Origin of the sequence: Modestobacter versicolor (assembly GCF_014195485.1) — a bacterium.
Lineage (GTDB): Bacteria > Actinomycetota > Actinomycetes > Mycobacteriales > Geodermatophilaceae > Modestobacter > Modestobacter versicolor.
Genome location: NZ_JACIBU010000001.1, coordinates 2,475,708 through 2,495,435 on the forward strand (window position 1 = coordinate 2,475,708; position 19,728 = coordinate 2,495,435).

The following is a 19,728-nucleotide window of genomic DNA, read 5'->3' on the forward strand; positions in this document are numbered from 1 at the left end:
AGCAGCCCGGCTCGCCGTCCCGACGAGCGCCAGCGAGGAGGCCCGGTGAGCGAGCTCGCGAGCTCACCCATGAGCTCAGCAGCCCGGCTCGCCGTCCCGACGAGCGCCAGCGAGGAGGCACGGTGAGCAGGCCGCCGCTGTGGCGGCTGGCGCCGTGGACCCGGGCGCCGCTGCTCGGGCTCCGCCAGCCGGCCGCCGTCCTGGCGGTGCTGGTGACCAGCGCGATCCTGGCCTGCGCGGTCGCCTCCGCACCCTTGTTCCTGTCCTCCGCCCGCTCGGCGGCCCTGCAGCAGCAGCTCGGCGACGCCTGCGCCGAGGTGGGCTGGGGCCAGATCGGCGCCGGCGTCCAGCTGAGGGACCAGAACGGGGTCTCCCGCGGCACCCGCTTCGACGCCGCCGAGACCGACGCCGCGCTGGCGGACGCCTGGTCCGGGGCCGGTCGCCCCGGCAGCCGGCTGGTGCTGGCCACCGGGATCATCGGCACCACCGACAACGGCCCGGACGCGGCCCTGGTGCGCGACCGGGCGGGCGTGCCGCTGCAGATCCCCGGCTCGCTCTTCTACCGCCCCGACGCCCTCGCGCACGTCGACCGGGTCGAGGGCGGGGACGCCGACGGCGTGTGGCTGCCGGTGGGCTACGCCCGCGGCGGCGGCGTGCAGGTGGGCGACCTGATCGAGGTCGGCGGCACCCCGGTGACCGTGGCCGGGCTCTACACCGACCTGTGGGCCACCACGCCCGACTCCTCGTGGTGCGACTACCGGGTGCTCTACGCCAACGACACCAACGCCAACACCCCGCCGCCGGCGCTGCTGCTCGCCACCGACGTGGCCACCTTCGACGCGCTGGCCGGCGGCTTCTCGGTCGTCACGGCACTGCGCCAGGTACCGGTGACGGCGGCCGACCAGTCGGTGTCCGACGCCCGCGCGCTGCTGGCCGAGCAGGACAGCGCGCAGCAGCGGGTCGCCCTGCCGCCCTACGAACCGCTCCCCAACGTCCGGCTGCCCGCCGCCGTGGCACGGGCCGAGCTGGTCGAGTCCGGGCTGCGCGGGCCGGTCGTGCCGGTCGCCGTCGCCGGCGCGCTGCTCGCCCTGGTCCTGGTCGCCGCGGCCGGCAGCTTCTGGGCCGACCGGCGGGCGACCGAGGTGCGGCTGCTGGCCGCCCGCGGGGTCGGACCGGTGCCGCTGGCCGGCAAGGCGGCGCTCGAGCTGGGGCTGCCCGCGCTGGCCGGCGCCGCGGTCGGCTGGGCCGCGGCGCGGCTGCTGACCGCCGGGATCGGCCCGGCCGACGACCTCGACCCGGGCGCCACCACCGCCGCCCTCGTCTCCGCCGTCGCCGCCTTCGTGGTCGGCCTCGGGGCGGCGGCTGCCGTCGCCGGGCTGCGCGCCCGGGGCACCGCGGAACGCCCGCTCGGGGCCGCGCCGCGCTGGCCGGCGCGGGTGCCCTGGGAGCTCGCGCTGCTGCTGGGCGCCGGCTGGTGCTGGCTGCTGCTGCAGACCCGCGACGCCGTGGTCAGCGAGGGCGGGGTCGCCCAGGTCAACGGGCTGCTGGTGGCGTTCCCGCTGCTCGCGATCGCCGGGGCCGCGGTGCTGCTGGGCCGGCTGGTGACCGGCCTGCTGCCCCGGCTGCGGCGGTGGGCCGGGCGCCGCTCCCCCGCCGTGTTCCTCGCCGTCAACCGGCTCACCGCCGCCCGGCTGGCCACCGCGACGCTGCTGGTCGCCGTGACGCTGCCGGTGGCCGTGCTCGGCTACACGGCGACCCTGACCGCCAGCGCGCAGCAGACGCTGGAAGCCAAGGTCGGGGTGCAGATCGGGGCCACCCGGGCGGTGCAGACGCTCTCCCGGTTCGACCCCACCCCGGCCATCGACGCCGCCGGCACCTTCGTCGTCCGCTACGAGGGCAGCGCCGCCGCGCCCGACGGCGAGGGCGACAGCGCGGGCCGGGTCGACGTCCAGGTGCTCGCCGTCGACCCCGACGACTTCGCCGGCACCGCCTTCTGGGACGGCTCGTTCGCCGACCAACCGCTGCCCGAGCTGCTGGCCGCGCTGGACGGGCCGGACGTCGACGGCCGGCTGCCGGTCGTCGCGGCCGGGCTGCCCGCCGGCGACCCGGACCTGCGGCTGGGCCGCACGGAGGTGCCGGCCGAGGTCGTGGCGACCGCCCGGGTGCTGCCCGGTCGCCGCACCGACGCCCCGGTCGTGCTCGTCGCGGCCGACCGGCTGCCCGAGATCACCCGCAACGCGGGCGCCGCCCGCGCCGCGGAGATCTGGACCAACGGCGAGCTGGCACCGGCTGTCGAGGCGCTCACCGAGGCCGGGGGCGTGCGCTCCCGCGTGCTGGAGCCCGCCGGGGTGCAGCAGGCGGCGAACTTCCTCGGCATCACCTGGACCTTCGGCTACCTCTCGGCACTGGCGGTCTTCGTCGGCGTCATCGCCGTGGGCGGCCTGCTGCTGTACCTGGAGGCGAGGTCCCGCAGCCGGGTGTCGGGCTACGTGATGGCCCGGCGGCTGGGGCTCACCCGGGCCGCGCACCTGCGGTCGCTGCTCGTCGAGCTCGGCGGGGTCGCGGTGGCCGGCATCCTGCTCGGCGGCGCGCTCGCCGCCGGTGCCGTCGCCCTGGTCTACCGCCGGCTGGACGTCGACCGGGTGCGCCCGCCCACCCCGCTGCTGGACGTGCCCGCCCCGGCGCTGGCGCTCAGCGCCGTGGTCGTGGTCGTCGTCGCGGGGCTGGCCGCGCTGTACGCCCAGCGGGCCGCCGACCGGGCCGACCCGGCGACGGTGCTGCGCCAGGACGCCTGACGGAGGACCCCCGCGCCCCGGCACGGGGGCCGTTCCCTCACCTGCGGGGTGAGCGGGCGAGCTGGCGGCTCTGCGCGACCAGCCGGCCGGTGGAGTCCCAGATCCGGTAGTCCTCGTCGACCCAGCCCCCGGCGATCTCGCTGGACCGCGCCTCGACCAGGCACCAGCCCGGCGCCGGCAGCGCCCGGACGAGCACCTGCAGCTGCACCGTCGGCGCCCAGCCGAGGTCGCCCATCGCGAAGCTGGTCGGCGGCAGCGCGTCGGCGAAGGTCAGCAGCGCCAGCGGGTCGGGCTCGCGGCCGTCGGCGAACCGCATCCAGGCCCGCAGGTGCGGCTCGCCCGAGGGCTGCCCGAACGCCCAGCCGGCGGTGGCCGGGTCCAGCCGGGTGTCGACCTGCAGCGACAGCCCCGGCACCTGCACCCCGGGCGGCGCGAGGTGCCGGTGCTCGGCCACGGAGAAGCACTCCTCGACCGACGGGGCGTCCGGGACCGGGTGGGAGTACTCGGGCTCGGCGGTGCCGAGGGTCGCGGTGGTGACGTTCGCGGTGAGCGCCGGGCCGCCGGCGTCGGCGAGGGTGACCACCGAGTGGGCGAGGGTGCGGCCGGCCGGACCCGGGACGACGGTGAGCGTGGCCGGGCCGGGGGACGGCGCCCGCAGGTAGCTCGCCGAGACCGCGACCGGGTGCGGGTGCGGGCTGTCCAGCAGCGCGGCCCGGGCGACCACCGACAGCAGGTAGCCGCCGTTGAGGATGCCGCCGCCGACGTCCCAGCCCGGGTCCAGCTCGGCGACCAGCGCGCCGCCCTCGGCGCGGGAGACGGCGGTGGCGGTGTCGAAGGCGGACGGCGTCGTCGGATCGTTCTGCGGCACGTCGGACAGGGTGCCAGGCTCAGCCGACCGGCCAGGCGGTCACCCGCTCGTAGGTCGGCTCGGACCCCAGGTGGCTGCGCCAGAGCACCACCTCGGTGACCGGCCAGACCGGCCCGCGGTGCCCGGCGAGGCGATCGGGCAGGTCGCCGTCGGCGTCCCGGCCGGCCCGCCACCGGCCCAGGGTGAGGTGCGCCCGGAACGGCCGGTCCTCGACCGGCAGGCCCACCGCGCGGGCGGCGGTGGCGAGCCGGAGGGCCAGCGCGGTCAGCTCGGCGACGTCACCGGACAGCCCCGCCCAGCAGACCGTCGGACGGCGCCGCGACCCGAACCGCCCGGCACCGGCCAGCTGCAGCGACATGGGCGGGGTGGCGGCCACCGCGGGGGCCACGGCGTCGGTGAAGGGGCCGAGGGCGGTGGCCGGGACGTCGCCGAGGAAGAGCAGGGTGAGGTGCCACCGGGACGGCGGCGTCCAGCGGGGCGCGCCCGGTGCGGCCCGCAGCGGTTGCAGGGCGGAGTCCAGCTCGGCCACCGCGTCCGGCGGTGGGTCGACGGCCAGGAACAGCCGGCCGGCCGACTCGCTCAGTCGGTCACCACGAGCCCGGCGGCCTCCAGCATGGCCAGCAGCCGCATCCGCTCCAGCTCCCGGGTCGCCGGTGGTTCGGTGGTCAGCTGGTGCGGGACGTCGAGCAGCTCGGCCGCCTCGACAAGCACGTCGTCGTAGGCGGCGAGCAGGCCGCGGCGGCGGGCCATCGGCATCCCGCCGGGCACCATCGACAGCTCGCGGGTGAGCCGGCGCAGGTCGGTGGCGACCTGCTCGAGCGGGCGGCGGGGGCGCACGACGGCCGGCCGGGCGGGCTGGGCCCCGGGGACGCGCCGGCCGGCCGGGTGGTGCCCGGCGGCCGGACGACGGCGGGCCGGGGGGCGCAGCGGTGCGGGCTGCGGCGGCGCAGGGGGCAGGGACTGCTCGGCGGGCCGGCGGCGGGCCGGCCGGAGCCCGCCGGTGAACCAGCGGAAGAACAGCAGGGCTGCGGTCACCAGGGCGGCAGACATCACGACGACGGCGGCGATGCGCAGCAGCGACGTCCCGACTTCCACGGAGACCGACCCTCCCGAGGGCACGTGACTGACGTTACGTCTGTCGACCCCTGGTGACAACGTGAGCGCTCACAGCGACCGGCTCAACGGGCCCGGTCGCGCGCCACCTGCTCGCCTGGTACCTCGCCGTCGGCCTGCTCGGCGAGCCCGGCCGCCCGCTCCGGCGGCTGGGCCGGAGCCACGTGCAGGTGCGCGCTGGGCGGGGAGACGTGCAGCTCCAGCCGCACCCGCCGGCCGCGGGCGAGCAGCGCACCGGCGACGACGGCGGCCGCCACGCACACCAGCCCACCGGCGATGAAGCCCCAGCGGGCGCCCAGGTGCTCGGACACCCAGCCGATCAGCGGCGCGCCCACCGGCGTCCCGCCCATGAAGCACATGAAGTAGAGCGCGAGGATCCGGCCGCGCACCTGCGGGTCGACGCCGAGCTGGACGAAGCTGTTGCAGGCCACGCTGAACACCAGCGCGGCGGCACCCGTCGGCACCAGCAGCACGGCGAACGACGTCTCGGTCGGCATCAGCCCCGCCACCACCAGCAGCGCGCCGAAGACGCCGGAGGAGACGACCAGGAACCGCTGCAGCGGCCGGGTGCTGCGCCGGGTGGACAGCAGCGCCCCGGACAGCGACCCGACGGCGTAGCAGGTGGAGAGGAAGCCGAAGGCGGTCGCGCCCAGCCCGTACTCCTCGCGGGCCATCAGGGCGATGGTGATCTGGGTGTTGAAGCCGAAGGTGCCCGCCACGAACGCCAGCCCCATGGCCAGCATCAGGTCGGGGTGCCGGCGGGTGTAGCCCAGCGCCTCGCGGAGCTGCCCGCGGGACCGGGCCGCGGGTGGGCTCCGGCGCAGCTCGCTGCCCCGCATCGCCAGCAGCGCGGTGATGGTGACCGCGAAGCTCGCCGCGTTGACCAGGAAGGCCGGCGCGGTGTCGCCGCCGGAGACGCCGATGAGCGAGCCGGCCAGCGCCGGCCCGACCAGCCGGGCGCCGTTGAAGACCGTGGAGTTCAGGCTGACCGCGTTGGCCAGCCGGTCGGGGCCGACCATCTCCGAGACGAACGACTGGCGCACCGGCATGTCCAGCGAGGACGCCACCCCGAGCGCGGCGGCGAGCAGGTAGACGTGCCAGAGCGCGATGGCGTCGCTGGCCACCAGCAGGCCGAGCCCCAGCGCCAGCGCACCCATGACCGCCTGGGTGATCGTCAGCACCCGGCGCTTGTCGTAGCGGTCGGCGAGCACCCCGCCGTAGAAGCTGAACAGCAGCGTGGGGGCGAACTGCAGCGCGGTCGTGATGCCGAGCGCGACGCCGCTGCCGCCGGACAGCTGCAGGACCAGCCAGTCCTGGCCGATCCGCTGCATCCACGTGCCGGTCAGGCTGACCAGGTTCGCCGAGGCGTACAGCCGGAAGTTGCGGACCCGCAGGGCCGCGAACATCCCCGCCCGTCCCGGTGCGGCTGCCTCAGGCGTGGAGGTCACCCACTGGCGAGCTTGTCCATGATCACCGCGGCCTCGCGCAGCACCGCGCGCTCCTCGGCGGTCAGCTCCTGCAGCTGGCCGGACAGCCACGCCTCGCGGGCGCGGACCTCCTCGGTGAGCAGCTCCTCGGCGGCGGCGGTGAGGTCGATGACCACCTGCCGGCCGTCGGTGGGGTGCGGGGTACGGGTGACCAGGCCCTTGGCCTCCAGCGCGACGACCACCCGGGTCATCGACGGGGGCTGCACCCGCTCGTGCGTGGCCAGCTCACCCGGGCTCATCGCGCCGTGCCGTTTGAGGGTGGACAGCGCCGCCAGGTGGGTGAGCGTCACCGAGGTGTCGACCCGCTGGTTGCGCAGCCGGCGGGAGAACCGCATGACGGCGAGCCGCAGGTCATGGGCGAGCGCCGCGGTGTCCAGCGTCGTCCGTGCCACGACCACCACCCTAACGGAAGAAAGAAAGCATGCCTAAGTACTCCGGCCCCCTGCAGGGTCCCGAGCCTGCGAGGGACGGGGGGTCCTTCGTCAGATCAGCTGCTGGATCGGGTCCAGGGCGAAGTAGACGACGAAGACGGCGGCGACGACCCACATGAGCGGGTGCACGTCGCGGCGGCGGCCCACCGCGACCCGCAGCAGCACGAAGCTGACCACGCCGGCACCGATGCCGTTGGTGATCGAGTAGGTGAAGGGCATCAGCGCGATGGTGAGGAAGGCCGGGATGACCAGCGACATGTCGTCCCAGGCGAGGTCGCGGATCTGGCTGATCAGCATCGCCCCGACGATCACCAGCACCGGCGCGGCCGCCTCGGAGGGCACGACCTGCACCAGCGGGGTGAAGAAGGCGGCGACCAGGAAGAACAGGCCGGTGACCACGCTGGCCAGACCCGTACGGGCACCGTCACCCACGCCGGCGGCGCTCTCGATGTAGGTGGTGTTCGAGGAGATGCTCGACGCGCCACCGGCGGCGGCGGCGAGCGAGTCGACCAGCAGGACCGGCTGGGAGCGGGGCAGGTTGCGGTCCTCGTCGAGCAGGTCGCCCTCCGCGCCGACGGCGGTGACCGTGCCGACGGTGTCGAAGAAGTCGGCGATCATGATCGAGAAGACGATCAGGACGGCGGCGATGATGCCGATCCGCTCGAACCCGCCGAACAGCGAGAAGTCGCCGATCAGCGACAGGTCCGGCGTGCCGAACCAGTCGTCGGGCCAGGACGGCACCTGCAGCGCCCAGCCCCGCGGGTTGGCCTCGCTGCCGTCGGCGCCGGTGCGCGGCCCGACCTCGGCGATCGCCTCCACCACGATCGCGAAGAGCGTGGTGGCGACGATGCCGATGAGCAGCGCCCCACGCACCCGGCGGACCACCAGCACGCTGGTCAGCAGCAGACCGACCACGAAGGTCAGCATCGGCCAGCCGGCCAGCGCGCCGCCCACGCCGAAGCTGATCAGCGGCGCCCCGGGCCGGATGATCCCGGCGTCGGCCAGCCCGATGATGGTGAGGAAGAAGCCGATGCCCACGGCGATCGAGATCTTCAGCTGCGCCGGGATGGCGGCGAAGACGGCCCGCCGGAACCCGGTGAGCACCAGCAGGGTGATCAGCAGGCCCTCGAGCACGACCAGGCCCATGATCTCCGGCCAGGACAGCTGGGTCGCGGCGTAGACGGCGACGATCGCGTTGATGCCCAGGCCGGTCGCCAGCGCGAAGGGGTACCGCCCGACGATGCCCATCGCGATGGTCAGCACGCCGGCCACGAAGGCGGTGACCGCGGCGACCGAGGCAAACGGCAGCGTGTTCCCGTTGACGTCCGCGCCGGACAGGATGATCGGGTTGAGCACCACGATGTAGGCCATCGTGAAGAAGGTGGTCAGCCCGCCGCGGACCTCCCGGCCGAACGTCGAGCGGCGCTCGGTGACCTCGAAGTAGCGGTCCACGCCGTTCTTCGGCCGCACCTTCGGGCCCGGGCTGCGCCGGGGCGACGTCGCGGCGGTGGCCGCGCCCCCCGCCGTCCCCACCGCGGTGCTGCCGGTGCCCTTCGCGGGCGTGCGGGCGGGACGGGACTTGTCGGGCATGGAGGGACCCCCGGGGACGGCGACCGGCGCGACCCCGCCGGGTCGGCTTCCCGGCGGACCGCCCGGTGCAGGTGGCAACGAGCGGCGACAGCGTGCCACACCAGCCGGGCACGCCGGGCCGACCGGCGTCCCGACCAGCGGTGCAGCCGCCTATGGTCTGACCGTGCCCGCGCCCACCCGGCCCTCGCCGCCGCCCCTGCGAGTCGACACCGCCCGGGTGGTCCTGGTCGGGATCGCGGTGTGGGCGGTCGCCCTCGTGGTGCTGCTCGTGCTGGGCGACCGGGTCGACCGGGTGTGGACCTGGACCTGCGTCGCCGCGATCGTGCTCGCCGTCCTCGGCCTGGCGCTCATGCGCTGGCAGGGGCAGCTCCGCCGCGACTGAGCCACCGGGGCCCGACCGGGTCAGGGCACGGCCTGGGCGGCCACCGGCTCAGATGACGTCGAAGTCCGCGGTGTCGTATCGCGCCGTCCGGGTGACCTCGGCGGGGTCGCCGTCGGTGCGCTCCAGGGTCGCCTGGCTGTGCGCGCCGCAGCCGTAGTCCGCGGCCACCACGTGCCCGTCGGCGGGCGAGTAGCCGTTCGCGCACGCACCCAGGGACAGCCGCAGCGAGCCGGCCAGCGGCAGGTAGAAGCCGCAGGTCGCGCACGGACCGGGCGCGTGCCGGGCCATCGCCGACCGCGGGCCGAAGTCGCCCTCGCGCCACCGCTCGGCGGCCTCGTGCCGGCCCTCCACCGACAGCACCCGCTCGCGGCCGATGCCGATCTCCTCGGCGACCACCCGGCCGGCCGGGTCCTCGGCGGAGTCGTCGTCGGCCAGGTAGCTGGGCACCAGCCGGGGGTCGTCCTCGGTCGAGGGCAGCACGTCGCCGACCGTCAGGTCGCCGGGGCGCAGCCGCTCGTGCCACGGCACCCAGGCCGGGGCGAGCAGCGCGGCGTCACCGGGCAGCAGCACGACCTCGTCGAGGGTGACGGCGTCGTCGCCGGGCACCCGGGCCAGCGTCACCGCCCAGTGCCAGCCCACGTAACCGGGCAGCGCCGCCGCGAAGGAGTGGGTGACCACGGTGCCCAGCGAGGGGTCGCCGTCGGAGGCCAGCACCTCGGCGGTCACGCCCAGGTGGTCACCGACGACGGCGGCGTCACCGGCGGTCTCGACCGCCGCCGCGCGGGCCTGCTCGACCGCGGCAGCCAGCACGTCGTCCGGGGAGGAGCCATGGGCAGCGGAGAACGCGGAGTCGGACACGCCCCCATTGTCGCGGATGCCACCAAGAGACGGCCCGGCGCGCCCCCGGGGTGCTGGCCGACCGCGTCCTCAGGCAGCTGCGGCACCATGGGCGGGTGCCCGACTCCCCCGCTCCGCGCGCCCGACGGCGCCGTCGGTCCGGCGGGGCACCCGACCCGGGGCCGGAGACCACCCCGCTGGGCGTCCGCCGCCAGCAGACCCGGCCGCTGCCGGTCGCCGGCCGGCTCGCGGACGCCACCCCGACCGACCCGGGGCACCCCGCGCCACCGCCCGGGCCGGCCGCCACCGGGCCGTCCGCCCCCGGGCTGGGGGCCACCGGGCCGTCCCCCTCCGGGCTGGGGGCACGGCCGCCGCGGGTCACCGTCACCCGGGTCGCCGCCTCGCGGACCCGCGAGCTCAGCGGGGCCGCGGTCCGCCGGGTCCGGGCGTACGGCCGGGCCGACGGTGCCGCGGACAGCGGGCTGACCGGCCTGTTCTGGGTCAACGCGCTGCACATGGCCGGCGACGCGATGATCGCCGTCTCACTGGCCGGCACCCTCTTCTTCGCCGCGGCCTCCGACGCGCAGCGCGGCAACGTGGCCCTCTACCTGCTGGTCACCATGGCGCCGTTCGCGCTGGTCGCCCCGGTGATCGGCCCGGCGCTGGACCGGCTGCAGCGCGGTCGCCGCTGGGCGCTGGCCGGCAGCCTGGCCGGGCGGGCCGCGCTCGCCGTGCTGATGGCCGCCCACCACGACGACCTGGCGCTCTACCCGGCGGCGCTGGGCGTGCTGGTGCTCAGCAAGGCCTTCAACGTGCTCCGCGCCGCGGTGGTCCCGCGGGTGCTGCCGCCGGCGCTGTCGCTGACCTCGGCGAACGCCCGGATGTCGGTGTTCGGGCTGGCGGCCGGGGGTGTGCTCGGCGCGCTCGGCGCGGGCATCGCCGCGCTGCTCGGGTTCGGCTGGGAGCTCGGGGCGACCGCGGCGGTCTTCGCGGTCGCCGCCGTCCTCGCCGTCCGGCTGCCCGGGCACGTCGACGTCCCGGGCGAGGAGGAGCCGGCCGACGTGCTGCGCACCGCCCCGCTGACCGTGCCCGGCCGGCGCAACGCGACGACGCCGCACGTGGTGACGGCGCTGCGGGCGACCGCCGCGCTGCGCGGGCTGAGCGGCTTCCTGACGATCTTCTCCGCGTTCCTGGTGCAGGCCACGGTGGACGGCGGCTGGGAGGCGACCGTCGCGCTCGGCGGGATCGCCGCGGCCGCCGGTGCCGGCAGCTTCCTGGGCACCGGCATCGGCGCGCGGCTGCACACCACCAGCCCCGACCGGGTGGTGCTCGCCGCCGCCGGCACGGCCGCCGCGATCACCGTGGTGGCCGCCTTCTGGTTCAGCCTCTGGACGACGGCGCTGGTCGCCGGGGTCGCCGCCGTCGCCAACGCGCTGGGCAAGGCCGCGCTGGACGCGATCATCCAGCGCGAGGTGCCCGACAGCCTGCGGGCCTCGGCCTTCGCGCGCTCGGAGACCTGGCTGCAGCTGGCCTGGGTGCTCGGCGGCGCGCTGGCCATCGCCCTGCCGACCACCGGCTGGCTCGGCTTCACCGTGGCCGCGGCGCTGCTCGTGCTCGCCGTCGGCCTCACCCTCTGGAGCCTGCGCAGCCGCCGGGGCACGCGCACCGTCGATCGGGAGGCACGGACGTGACCGCGGCAGGACGGGCATCGACCGGGGTGGCACTGCTCGCCGGGCTGGGGGTGCTGGCCGGCTGCGGCGAGCCGGCGTCCGGCACCGGCGACGGCGACGGCGGGTCGACGGTCCCGACGCTGACCGTGCAGGCCGGCGGCGACGAGATCAGCGCCGACCCCACGCAGTACTGCCTGGACGGCGACGGCCAGCGGTACCAGACCGCGCCGCCGATCCTCGAGGTCGCGCCGGACACCACCATCGAGCTGACGGTGTCCGACGCGGTCGCCGAGGCCGGCTGGAGCGTGCAGGTCTTCGACGAGGAGCTGCAGGAGATCCTCGGCGAGGTCGACGTCCCCGCGGGCGAGGCGACGTTCAGCGAGATCACGACGTCCGACGTCGTGCCGCCGACCTTCTACCTCGTCGTGGTGGAGGCCTCCGACCCCGACGCCTGCAGCGGCCTGTCCGGGGCCTGGCCGGTCGGCTTCATCCGCGCGAGCGTCGGCGGGCCGGAGACCGGCCCGAGCGGGTCGCCCACCGGCTGAGCGTCAGCCCTCCAGGTCGGTGGCGACGGCGCGCAGCACCGAGCCGACCTTGCGGGCCATCGCCTTGTCCGGGTGCCGGCCGTGCCGCAGCCCCTCGGAGACGCCGTCCAGCAGCTTGATCAGGTCCTCGATGATCGGCACCAGGTCGTCGGGCTTCTTGCGGGTGGCCGCGACGACGGAGGGCAGCGGGTCGAGCACCTGCACCTGCAGGGCCTGGTCACCGCGGCGGCCGGCGACGATGCCGAACTCGACGCGCTGACCGGGCTTCAGCTCCTCGGTGCCGGCCGGCAGCGCGTCCTTGTGCACGAAGACGTCCAATCCGCCCTCGCGGGCCAGGAAACCGAAGCCCTTCTCCGGGTTGAACCACTTCACCTTGCCGCTGGGCACGTCGATCCCTCAGTCAGTCGTCCTGACCCCGGCCGTCGTGGACGGGGGTGCGCCGACCGGCTGACCGGCCGCGCTCCCGCCAGGTTAGACGGCGCGTCGCGGCTGCCGCCGCCGCTTTCCGGGCCGCCCCTACGCTGTCGCCCGTGTCGTCGTCCGCGGCTCCGCCGCCCCCGCCACGGCACCCCGACTACCGCTTCAGCCTGGCCAACGAGCGCACCCTGCTGGCCTGGCTGCGCACCGCGCTGGCCCTGGTCGCGGGCGGGGTGGCGATGACCCAGTTCGTGCCCGAGCTCGGCGTGCCCGCGGGCGGGCCGGTCGTCTCCGTCGGCCTGCTGCTGGGCGGGCTGGGCACCGCCCTGGCCGGGTACCGCCGCTACGTCCGCAACGAGGCGGCGATCGCCGCGGACGAGCCGCTGCCGGCCGGCCCCCTCGCCGGCTGGGTCACCGGGCTGGTCGCGGTCGTGGTGGTCGCGCTGCTGGTGCTGGTGGTCGTGGAGGTCGTCCGCGGGTGACCGGCCCGGCGGAGACCCAGCCGGCGCGCACCGCGCTGGCCTGGCAGCGCACCGGGCTCAGCGTGCTGGTGGTGGCCGGGTTGCTGGCGCGGGGCGCCGCCGTCCACGAGGAGCTGCTGCTCGTCGTCCCCACGGCCCTGGTCGCCGTCGCCGGGCTCGCCGTCCTCGGGCTGCTCGGTCCGCGCCGGCAGCGGGACGCCGAGCGGGCGGCCCGGGCCGGTGCCGACGCCCGGGCACCTCGGGCCGCGGCGCTGCTCACCGGTCTGGTGGTGCTGGTCGCGGTCTGCGGGCTCGGCGCGGAGCTGGTGCTGCGGGCCTGACCCGCGCCCGGTCCGGTGGTGCGTGCGCCGGCCCGCCGGTGCACCATGCCTGCATGATCCGTTCGGCCACCGGCTCGGTCCTGACCATGCTCGCTGCCGCCGTGCGGCTGGTGGCGTCGGTGGTCGGCGGGCTGATCCTGCTCTACGCGGTCTTCGTGTTCTTCGAGGCGAACCCGGCCAACCCGCTGGTCGAGTTCACCGGTGGCGTCCGCCGCTCGCTGGGCGGGTTCACCGAGGGCCTGTTCAACCCCTCGGACCCCAAGATCGCCGAGACGGTGAACACCGCGCTGGCCGCGCTGGTCTGGGTGGTCGGCGGCAACCTGGCGTCCAAGGCGATCACCCGGCTGGCCCCGGCGGGCAGCGCGAGGTCGAAGGCCTGACCGGCCTCAGGCGTTCCGGATCGCCGCGGCGGACTCCAGGCCCAGCTCGGCCACCGACACCTCGCGCATCTCGACCTTGCGCACCTTGCCGGTCACCGTCATCGGGAACGCCTCGACGACCTTGAGGTAGCGGGGCACCTTGTAGTGGGCGAGCTTGCCCGCGCAGAACGCCCGCAGCCCCTCCACCGTCAGCGGCTCGGCGCCCTCGCGCAGCCGCACCCAGGCCATCAGCTCCTCGCCGTACCGCTCGTCCGGGACGCCGATCACCTGGGCGTCGACGACGTCCGGGTGGGTGTAGAGGAACTCCTCCACCTCGCGCGGGTACACGTTCTCCCCGCCGCGGATGACCATGTCCTTGATCCGCCCGACGATGTTCAGGTAGCCCTCGGCGTCCATCACCGCCAGGTCGCCGGTGTGCATCCAGCGGGCCCGGTCGAGCACCTCGGCGGTCTTCTCCGGCTCGTCCCAGTAGCCCAGCATCACCGAGTAGCCGCGGGTGCAGAACTCGCCGGTCTCCCCGCGCGGCACGGTCAGCCCGGTCTCGGGGTTCACCACCTTGACCTCCAGGTGCGGGTGCACCCGCCCGACGGTGGAGGTGCGCCGGTCCAGGTCGTCGTCGGCACCGGTCTGGGTGGAGACCGGGGAGGTCTCGGTCATGCCGTAGCAGATGGTCACCTCGGTCATGCCCATCTCGTCGACCACCCGCTTCATCACCTCGACCGGGCAGGGCGAGCCGGCCATGATCCCGGTGCGCAGGCTGGAGAGGTCGTAGTCGGCGAACCCCGGCAGGGCCAGCTCGGCGATGAACATCGTCGGGACGCCGTACAGCGAGGTGCACCGCTCGTCCTGCACGGCCTGCAGGGTCAGCGCGGGGTCGAAGCCGGGGGCCGGGATGACCATCGTCGCGCCGTGCGAGGTGCAGCCCAGGTTGCCCATGCCCATGCCGAAGCAGTGGTAGTAGGGCACCGGGATGCAGACCCGGTCGGCCTCGGTGTAGCCGCAGCCCTCGCCCACGAAGAACCCGTTGTTGAGCAGGTTGTGGTGGGTGAGCGTGGCGCCCTTGGGGAAGCCCGTCGTCCCGGACGTGTACTGGATGTTGATCGGGTCGTCGGGTGACAGCTGGGCGGCGCGCTCGTCCAGGAGCGCGTGGTCGGCGGCCCGGCCGTCGGCCAGCAGCTGCTCCCACTCCGGGTCGCCGAGGAAGACCACGGTGCGCAGCTCCGGGCAGTCCTCGCGCACCTCGTCGACCATCGCCCGGTAGTCGCTGGTCTTGAACTGCGGCGCCGCGACCAGCACCGAGATGCCCGCCTGGCGCAGCACGTAGGCCAGCTCGTGGGTGCGGTAGGCCGGGTTGATGTTGACCAGGACGGCGCCGAGCTTCGCCGTGCCGTACTGGACGAAGACCCACTCGGCGCAGTTGGGCGCCCAGATGCCGACCCGGTCGCCCTTGGCCACCCCGAGGGCGTCGAGGCCGAGCGCGCACGCGTCGACCTCGGCGACCAGCTCCGGGTAGGTCCAGCGGCGACCCGAGGCGCACTCCACCAGCGCCTCGTGGTCACCCACCCGCGCTGCCGTCCGATCGAGGTCCGCCCCGATCGTGTCGCCCAGCAGGGGCACCGTGGAGGTGCCGCTGCTGTAGGACGGCAGCGCGGGTGCGATCACCGGTCCTCGCCCGCCATCAGGCCGGCCCGGTTCGGGCGGTCGGTCGGGTGCGCGTACCGCAGCCGCTCCGGCGGGAGCGGGAAGGCGTGGTCCTCACCGAACGGCGAGAGGCCACCGGCCATCTCGCTGACCAGCTCGGTGACCGGCGGGCCGTCGCCCTCCGACGTCCCCCAGGTCGGTTCGACCAGGTGGGCGTGCTTCTCCTTGCGCTTGGACATCGGGCCTCCATCGGCGGTGCGGTCCCGGGTCAGCTCCCCGGGGTACCTCGGTGCCCATCTTCGCGTGCCGCACGCCTCCGGTGCACGCCGCACTCCCCGTCGTGTCGCCCGGGCGGGTCAGCGGCGGCGGGCGGCCCGGGCTCCGTAGAGGGTGCCGGCCCCGTCGGCGGTGAGCAGCCACTCCTGCTCGGACACCTCGGCGTACCTGACGTCGGCGCCGTTGAGCTGCTGCACCGCCCGGGTCCGCCACACCGCCGTGGACATCAGCTGCAGCCGCAGCGGCTCGTCGGTGAACTCGTCGAAGCCCAGCGGTTCGACCTGCAGCACCGCCGGGCCGGCGATCCGCAGCAGCCCGCTGCGCCACTCGGTGCGGGCCAGCGCGGCGGTCCACCGCCGCACGCGCACCAGCGAGCCGAGCCCGACGACGGTGACGGCGACCCCGCCGGCGACCAGCGCGACGACCATCAGGCCGGCGAACGGCGGGCGGGAGCCGCCGTTCTCCACGATCCGGACGACGGCCGCCCCCATCAGCAGCCCGAGGACGACGGCGAGCACCCCGCCGGCGAGCCAGCGCAGCGCCCCGGCGCGGAGCGCGTCGACGGCGGTGCGGGTCTGCGGGTCGTCGAGGGCGGGCACCCGGGGATGGTCCCAGAACCGGCCGCCGGAGCAGCACCACCACCGCCCGACGTAACGTGGACCGGATGTCTCCGGACCAGCCCGCCACGCTCGCCGCCTGGCTGCGCACCCGCACCGACGAGCAGCTGGGCGCCCTCCTGGTGGCCCGGCCCGACGTCGCGCGCCCCGCGCCCTCCGACGTGGTGGGCCTCGCCACCCGCCTCGCGGTCCCCGTCTCGGTCGACCGCGCCCTCGACGAGCTGGACGCCGCGACCCTCCAGGTGCTCGACGCGGTGCTCCTCTCCCCCACCGACGGCGTGCCCCGCACCGAGCTGCCCGGCCTGCTGCCCGGCGTCCCGGTCGAGGCGATCGACGCCGCCGTCGAGACGCTGGCGACGCGGGCGCTGCTGTGGGGCGACGACGAGCTGCACGCCCCGGAGCCGGTGCGCCGCGCGGTCCGCTACCCGGCGGGGCTCGGCCGGCGGGCCGCCGACCTGCGGGTGCCGCTCCCCCGCGACCTCCCCGCCGTCCTGGCCGACCTGGCACCCGACGAGCGCACCGTGCTCGAGCGGCTCAGCGGCGACCGACCGGTCGGCCACCTGCCCGACAGCACCGCCGGGTCGCTGAGCCCGGCCCGCCGGCTGCTGCAGGCCGGCCTGCTCGCCCGGATCGACGCGGTCAACGTCGAGCTGCCCCGCGAGATCGGGCTGGCGCTGCGCGGTGACCAGCCGCTGGGGCCGCCGCGGGTGCGCCCGGAGCCGGAGGTCAGCCGGCGCGAGCCGGCGGTCGTCGACCGGCAGGCGGCGGGTGCCGCGCTGGAGGTCATCGGCCGGGTCAGCGACGTGCTCACCGCGCTGGAGGAGGAGCCGGCCGGGCTGCTGCGCAGCGGCGGGCTCGGTGTGCGCGACCAGAAGCGGCTGGCCAAGGAGCTGCACGTCTCCGAGGGCGACATCGCCTTCCTGGTGGAGGTGGCGCACTCCGCCGGCCTGCTCGACGTCGGTGGAGCCCAGCGCGACGAGTGGCTGCCCACCCGCGCCTACGACGCCTGGCGGGAGCAGGACCTCGCCGACCGGTGGGCCGTGCTCGCCGACGGCTGGCTGACCAGCGTGCGGCTGATCTCCCTGGTGGGCCAGCGGGACGTGGCCGGCAAGGCGGTCAACGTCCTCTCCCCCGACGTCGTCCGGCAGACCGCGCCCGTGCTGCGCCGCTCCGCGCTGTCGGTGCTCGCCGAGTTCCCGCCCGGGCAGGGCCTGGTGGCCCCCGAGCTGGTGGCGCTGCTGCGCTGGCGCACCCCGCGCCGGGCCGACCGGCTGGCCCCGGTGCCCGACCTGCTCGCCGAGGCCGAGCGGCTGGGCGTCGCGGTCAGCGGCGTGCTGAGCAGCGGCGGGCGCGGCCTGCTGGCCGGCGGCGAGGACGGCGCGGCCGACGGCATGCGGGGTCTGCTGCCCGAGCCGGTCGACCACGTGCTGGCCCAGCCCGACCTGTCGCTGATCGCCCCCGGCCCGCTGGTCGCCGACCTGGCCGCCACCCTGGCCGTCGTCGCCGACGTGGAGTCCTCCGGCGGTGCCACGGTGTTCCGGGTCTCCGACGCCAGCATCCGGCGCTCGCTGGACGCCGGCTGGTCGGCGTCCGACCTGCACGACTTCTTCACCCGCGCCTCGCGCACCCCGGTGCCGCAGGCGCTGGACTACCTGGTCGACGACGTCGCCCGCCAGCACGGCCGGCTGCGGGTCGGCGCGATCGAGTGCTACGTGCGCTCCGACGACCACGGGCTGGTCTCCCAGGTGCTCAGCGACCGGCGCACCGCCAACGCGGAGCTGCGCCGGCTGGCCCCCGGCGTGCTGGTCAGCGGCCTGCCGCCGGAGGAGGTGCTGGCGGTGCTGCGGGCCGCCGGCTACGCCCCGGCCGGCGAGTCCGCGGGCGGTGCGGTGCTGACCCGGCCCGCGGCCCCCGCCCGCGCGGCCGGCCGGCGGCCCACCGGCTCCACCCCCAGCGGGCCGCGGCCGCTGGCCCCCGGCGACGTCGCCGCGACGGTGCGGGAGATCCGCGCCGGGGACGCCGCGCTCGCCGCCCGCCGCACCGACCCGGTGCGCCAGGTGCCCGGCGTGACCACCGCGAGCACGTTGGAGCTGCTGTCCCGGGCGGTCCGGGAGAGCCTGCCGGTGTGGCTGGGCTACGTCGACGCCCAGGGCAGCGGCAGCCAGCGGATCGTCCAGCCGGTCTCGCTGGTGGGCGGGTTCCTGCAGGGCTTCGACGAGGGCCGCGGCGAGAGCCGGACCTTCGCCGTCCACCGGATCACCTCGGTCGCGCTGGTCGACGCCGAGGACGCCGCCTCGCCGTCCTGATCTCTGTTCCCACGGTCCGCCGGATCCGGGATGATCTTCGACCAGCTCGGTGTTGCGCGAGGCAGTTGGTGCGCGCAACCACTGCCCGGGAGGACGGGCAGCGCGTCGCGCCCGAGGGCGGAGGTGCAGGGATGGCAGGCAGGAAGACGGTCGCCGACCGGCTGGCGGAGGCGCTGGGCGCGGTGCTCGGGACGAGCGAGCTGCCGGTGCGGCTGCGCGGCTGGGACGGCTCGATCGCCGGCCCCGCGGGTGCGCCCGTGGTGGCGGTGCGGTCGCGGCGGGCGCTGCGCCGGATGCTGTGGTCGCCGGGGCAGTTGGGCATCGGCCGGGCCTACGTCGCCGGCGAGATCGACATGGAGGACGACGTCTTCGCGACGTTCACCGCGCTGCGCACCGACGGCCGGCTGGCCCAGGGCGGCCCGCCGTCCCAGCCGACCTGGCGCGACCGGCTGGCGCTGCTGGGCACCGCGCTGCGGCTGGGCGCCATCGGCCCGGAGCCGGCGCCCCCGGCCGAGGAGGCCCCGCTCGGCACCGGGCACCGGCACTCCCGGGCGCGGGACGCCGCGGCGATCTCGCACCACTACGACGTCAGCAACGACTTCTACTCCCTGGTGCTCGGGCCCTCGATGGTCTACTCCTGCGCCGTCTGGGCCACCCCGGACACCGGCCTGGACGCCGCCCAGGAGGCCAAGCTCGACCTGGTCTGCCGCAAGCTCGGGCTGGCCCCGGGCTCGCGGCTGCTCGACGTCGGCTGCGGCTGGGGCTCGATGGCGATCCACGCCGCCCAGCGCTACGGCGCCGAGGTCGTCGGGATCACGCTGTCGGAGGAGCAGGCGCGGATGGCCCGCAAGCGGGTCGCCGAGGCCGGCCTGACCGACCGGGTCGACATCCGGGTGCAGGACTACCGCGCCGTCGAGGACGAGCCGTTCGACGCGATCAGCTCGATCGGCATGGCCGAGCACGTGGGCCGCGCGCAGATGCCCGAGTACGTCGCCCAGCTGACCCGGCTGCTGCGCCCGGGCGGCCGGCTGCTCAACCACGCGATCAACTGGAACGCCGGCACCTCGACCTGGAACCCGGACACCTTCATCGCCCGCTACGTCTTCCCCGACGGCGAGCTGCTGGGGCTCGGCGAGACCGTCGGGCTGCTGGAGAGCCGGGAGATGGAGGTGCTGGACGTCGAGGCGCTGCGCCAGCACTACGCGCTGACCCTGCGGGCCTGGGTGCAGCGGCTGGAGGAGAACTGGGACGCCGCGGTCGCCGCGACCAGCGAGGGCCGGGCCCGGGTGTGGCGGCTGTACATGGCCGCGAGCGCGCTGACCTTCGAGTCCGGCGAGATGGGCGTGAACCAGGTGCTGCTGCAGAAGACCGGCGGCGCGCAGCCGCCGCTGCGCCGCACCGCCTGGACCTGACCCCTCCTCCCCCGGAGATGGCCATCTCCGGCCTCGTCCTGACCCCGGAGATGGCCATCTTCGGGGCGTCGCGGGCCCCGGAGATGGCCATCTTCGGGCTGCCGGGCCGGCGTGAGGTGGGCTGCACACCGTCGACCGGAAGGGGACGTCGTCCCGCGG

Annotated in this window: 20 protein-coding genes; 9 read left to right on the top strand and 11 right to left on the bottom strand. The window is 76.0% G+C overall.

The window, feature by feature from the left end:
• Positions 1-122 precede the first annotated feature (122 nt).
• A complete protein-coding gene (locus FHX36_RS12135) occupies positions 123-2,795 on the top strand; it encodes a hypothetical protein (RefSeq protein WP_183513766.1) in 2,673 nt (890 codons plus the stop codon).
• A 37-nt stretch (positions 2,796-2,832) separates the two neighbouring features.
• On the opposite strand, the gene FHX36_RS12140 is transcribed toward FHX36_RS12135, so the two are convergent.
• The 6 genes from FHX36_RS12140 to FHX36_RS12165 all read right to left on the bottom strand — a co-directional run bounded on the left by FHX36_RS12140 (position 2,833) and on the right by FHX36_RS12165 (position 8,284).
• On the bottom strand, positions 2,833-3,663 hold the full coding sequence (locus FHX36_RS12140) for a thioesterase family protein (RefSeq protein ID WP_110553151.1): 831 nt from the start codon (positions 3,661-3,663) through the stop codon (positions 2,833-2,835).
• A 19-nt stretch (positions 3,664-3,682) separates the two neighbouring features.
• Positions 3,683-4,246, bottom strand: a complete 564-nt coding sequence (thpR, locus tag FHX36_RS12145) for an RNA 2',3'-cyclic phosphodiesterase (protein WP_110553150.1) — start codon at positions 4,244-4,246, stop codon at positions 3,683-3,685.
• Positions 4,243-4,758, bottom strand: a complete 516-nt coding sequence (locus FHX36_RS12150; RefSeq protein ID WP_183513767.1) for a hypothetical protein — start codon at positions 4,756-4,758, stop codon at positions 4,243-4,245. Before FHX36_RS12150 ends, thpR begins: the two co-directional genes overlap by 4 nt.
• 83 nt (positions 4,759-4,841) lie before the next feature.
• Positions 4,842-6,224 carry an MFS transporter gene (locus FHX36_RS12155; RefSeq protein WP_258372884.1) on the bottom strand — a complete coding sequence of 461 codons (1,383 nt, stop codon included), beginning with the start codon at positions 6,222-6,224 and terminating at the stop codon, positions 4,842-4,844.
• A complete protein-coding gene (locus tag FHX36_RS12160; protein ID WP_110553153.1) occupies positions 6,221-6,655 on the bottom strand; it encodes a MarR family winged helix-turn-helix transcriptional regulator in 435 nt (144 codons plus the stop codon). Before FHX36_RS12160 ends, FHX36_RS12155 begins: the two co-directional genes overlap by 4 nt.
• A gap of 90 nt (positions 6,656-6,745) precedes the next feature.
• Positions 6,746-8,284 carry an NCS2 family permease gene (locus FHX36_RS12165; RefSeq protein WP_110553147.1) on the bottom strand — a complete coding sequence of 513 codons (1,539 nt, stop codon included), beginning with the start codon at positions 8,282-8,284 and terminating at the stop codon, positions 6,746-6,748.
• A 163-nt stretch (positions 8,285-8,447) separates the two neighbouring features.
• On the opposite strand from FHX36_RS12165, the gene FHX36_RS22965 reads away from it, so the two are divergent.
• Entirely contained in the window at positions 8,448-8,666 is a 219-nt protein-coding gene (locus tag FHX36_RS22965; RefSeq protein WP_181428848.1) for a DUF2530 domain-containing protein, read from the top strand.
• A gap of 48 nt (positions 8,667-8,714) precedes the next feature.
• Here the strand turns inward: FHX36_RS22965 and FHX36_RS12175 are convergent, their stop codons facing one another.
• On the bottom strand, positions 8,715-9,524 hold the full coding sequence (locus FHX36_RS12175) for a DUF3027 domain-containing protein (protein WP_110553145.1): 810 nt from the start codon (positions 9,522-9,524) through the stop codon (positions 8,715-8,717).
• Between the two features lie 95 nt (positions 9,525-9,619).
• Between FHX36_RS12175 and FHX36_RS12180 the strand changes: the two genes are divergently transcribed.
• Positions 9,620-11,194, top strand: a complete 1,575-nt coding sequence (locus FHX36_RS12180; protein ID WP_183513768.1) for an MFS transporter — start codon at positions 9,620-9,622, stop codon at positions 11,192-11,194.
• Positions 11,191-11,718 carry a DUF2771 domain-containing protein gene (locus FHX36_RS12185; RefSeq protein WP_258373065.1) on the top strand — a complete coding sequence of 176 codons (528 nt, stop codon included), beginning with the start codon at positions 11,191-11,193 and terminating at the stop codon, positions 11,716-11,718. The genes FHX36_RS12180 and FHX36_RS12185 overlap by 4 nt, the downstream gene beginning before the upstream one ends.
• 3 nt (positions 11,719-11,721) lie before the next feature.
• Here FHX36_RS12185 and FHX36_RS24165 read toward each other — a convergent pair whose 3' ends face one another.
• On the bottom strand, positions 11,722-12,105 hold the full coding sequence (locus FHX36_RS24165; RefSeq protein ID WP_110554285.1) for a cold-shock protein: 384 nt from the start codon (positions 12,103-12,105) through the stop codon (positions 11,722-11,724).
• A gap of 143 nt (positions 12,106-12,248) precedes the next feature.
• Here FHX36_RS24165 and FHX36_RS12195 point away from each other — a divergent pair, with 143 nt between their 5' ends.
• Genes FHX36_RS12195 through FHX36_RS12205 form a run of 3 tightly spaced genes read left to right on the top strand, consistent with a single transcriptional unit; the run spans position 12,249 to position 13,317 of the window.
• Entirely contained in the window at positions 12,249-12,617 is a 369-nt protein-coding gene (locus tag FHX36_RS12195) for a YidH family protein (RefSeq protein WP_110554284.1), read from the top strand.
• Positions 12,614-12,937 (top strand): DUF202 domain-containing protein, encoded by a 324-nt coding sequence (locus FHX36_RS12200; protein WP_183513769.1) that lies wholly within the window; start codon positions 12,614-12,616, stop codon positions 12,935-12,937. The genes FHX36_RS12195 and FHX36_RS12200 overlap by 4 nt, the downstream gene beginning before the upstream one ends.
• A 53-nt stretch (positions 12,938-12,990) precedes the next feature.
• Positions 12,991-13,317, top strand: coding sequence for a hypothetical protein (locus FHX36_RS12205; RefSeq protein ID WP_110553995.1), 327 nt, complete (start codon positions 12,991-12,993; stop codon positions 13,315-13,317).
• Between the two features lie 6 nt (positions 13,318-13,323).
• Here the strand turns inward: FHX36_RS12205 and FHX36_RS12210 are convergent, their stop codons facing one another.
• From FHX36_RS12210 to FHX36_RS12220, 3 genes are all read right to left on the bottom strand, one after another.
• Positions 13,324-14,979: an AMP-binding protein gene (locus FHX36_RS12210; protein WP_110553996.1), complete on the bottom strand. Its 1,656-nt coding sequence runs from the start codon at positions 14,977-14,979 to the stop codon at positions 13,324-13,326.
• Positions 14,976-15,197, bottom strand: coding sequence for a hypothetical protein (locus FHX36_RS12215; protein ID WP_110553997.1), 222 nt, complete (start codon positions 15,195-15,197; stop codon positions 14,976-14,978). Before FHX36_RS12215 ends, FHX36_RS12210 begins: the two co-directional genes overlap by 4 nt.
• Positions 15,198-15,314: 117 nt before the next feature.
• Positions 15,315-15,833 carry a hypothetical protein gene (locus FHX36_RS12220; RefSeq protein ID WP_110553998.1) on the bottom strand — a complete coding sequence of 173 codons (519 nt, stop codon included), beginning with the start codon at positions 15,831-15,833 and terminating at the stop codon, positions 15,315-15,317.
• A 65-nt stretch (positions 15,834-15,898) separates the two neighbouring features.
• On the opposite strand from FHX36_RS12220, the gene FHX36_RS12225 reads away from it, so the two are divergent.
• Positions 15,899-18,157 carry a helicase C-terminal domain-containing protein gene (locus FHX36_RS12225; protein ID WP_183513771.1) on the top strand — a complete coding sequence of 753 codons (2,259 nt, stop codon included), beginning with the start codon at positions 15,899-15,901 and terminating at the stop codon, positions 18,155-18,157.
• A 131-nt stretch (positions 18,158-18,288) separates the two neighbouring features.
• On the top strand, positions 18,289-19,569 hold the full coding sequence (locus FHX36_RS12230; RefSeq protein WP_183513772.1) for an SAM-dependent methyltransferase: 1,281 nt from the start codon (positions 18,289-18,291) through the stop codon (positions 19,567-19,569).
• The last annotated feature ends 159 nt before the right edge of the window (positions 19,570-19,728 follow it).

Excerpts from the sequence above, each read along its gene's own strand:
- FHX36_RS12165 (WP_110553147.1), bottom strand. The coding sequence starts at position 8,284 with ATGCCCGACAAGTCCCGTCCCGCCCGCACGCCCGCGAAGGGCACCGGC.
- FHX36_RS12205 (WP_110553995.1), top strand. The coding sequence starts at position 12,991 with ATGATCCGTTCGGCCACCGGCTCGGTCCTGACCATGCTCGCTGCCGCC.
- FHX36_RS12215 (WP_110553997.1), bottom strand. The coding sequence starts at position 15,197 with ATGTCCAAGCGCAAGGAGAAGCACGCCCACCTGGTCGAACCGACCTGG.
- FHX36_RS12225 (WP_183513771.1), top strand. The coding sequence starts at position 15,899 with ATGTCTCCGGACCAGCCCGCCACGCTCGCCGCCTGGCTGCGCACCCGC.
- FHX36_RS12230 (WP_183513772.1), top strand. The coding sequence starts at position 18,289 with ATGGCAGGCAGGAAGACGGTCGCCGACCGGCTGGCGGAGGCGCTGGGC.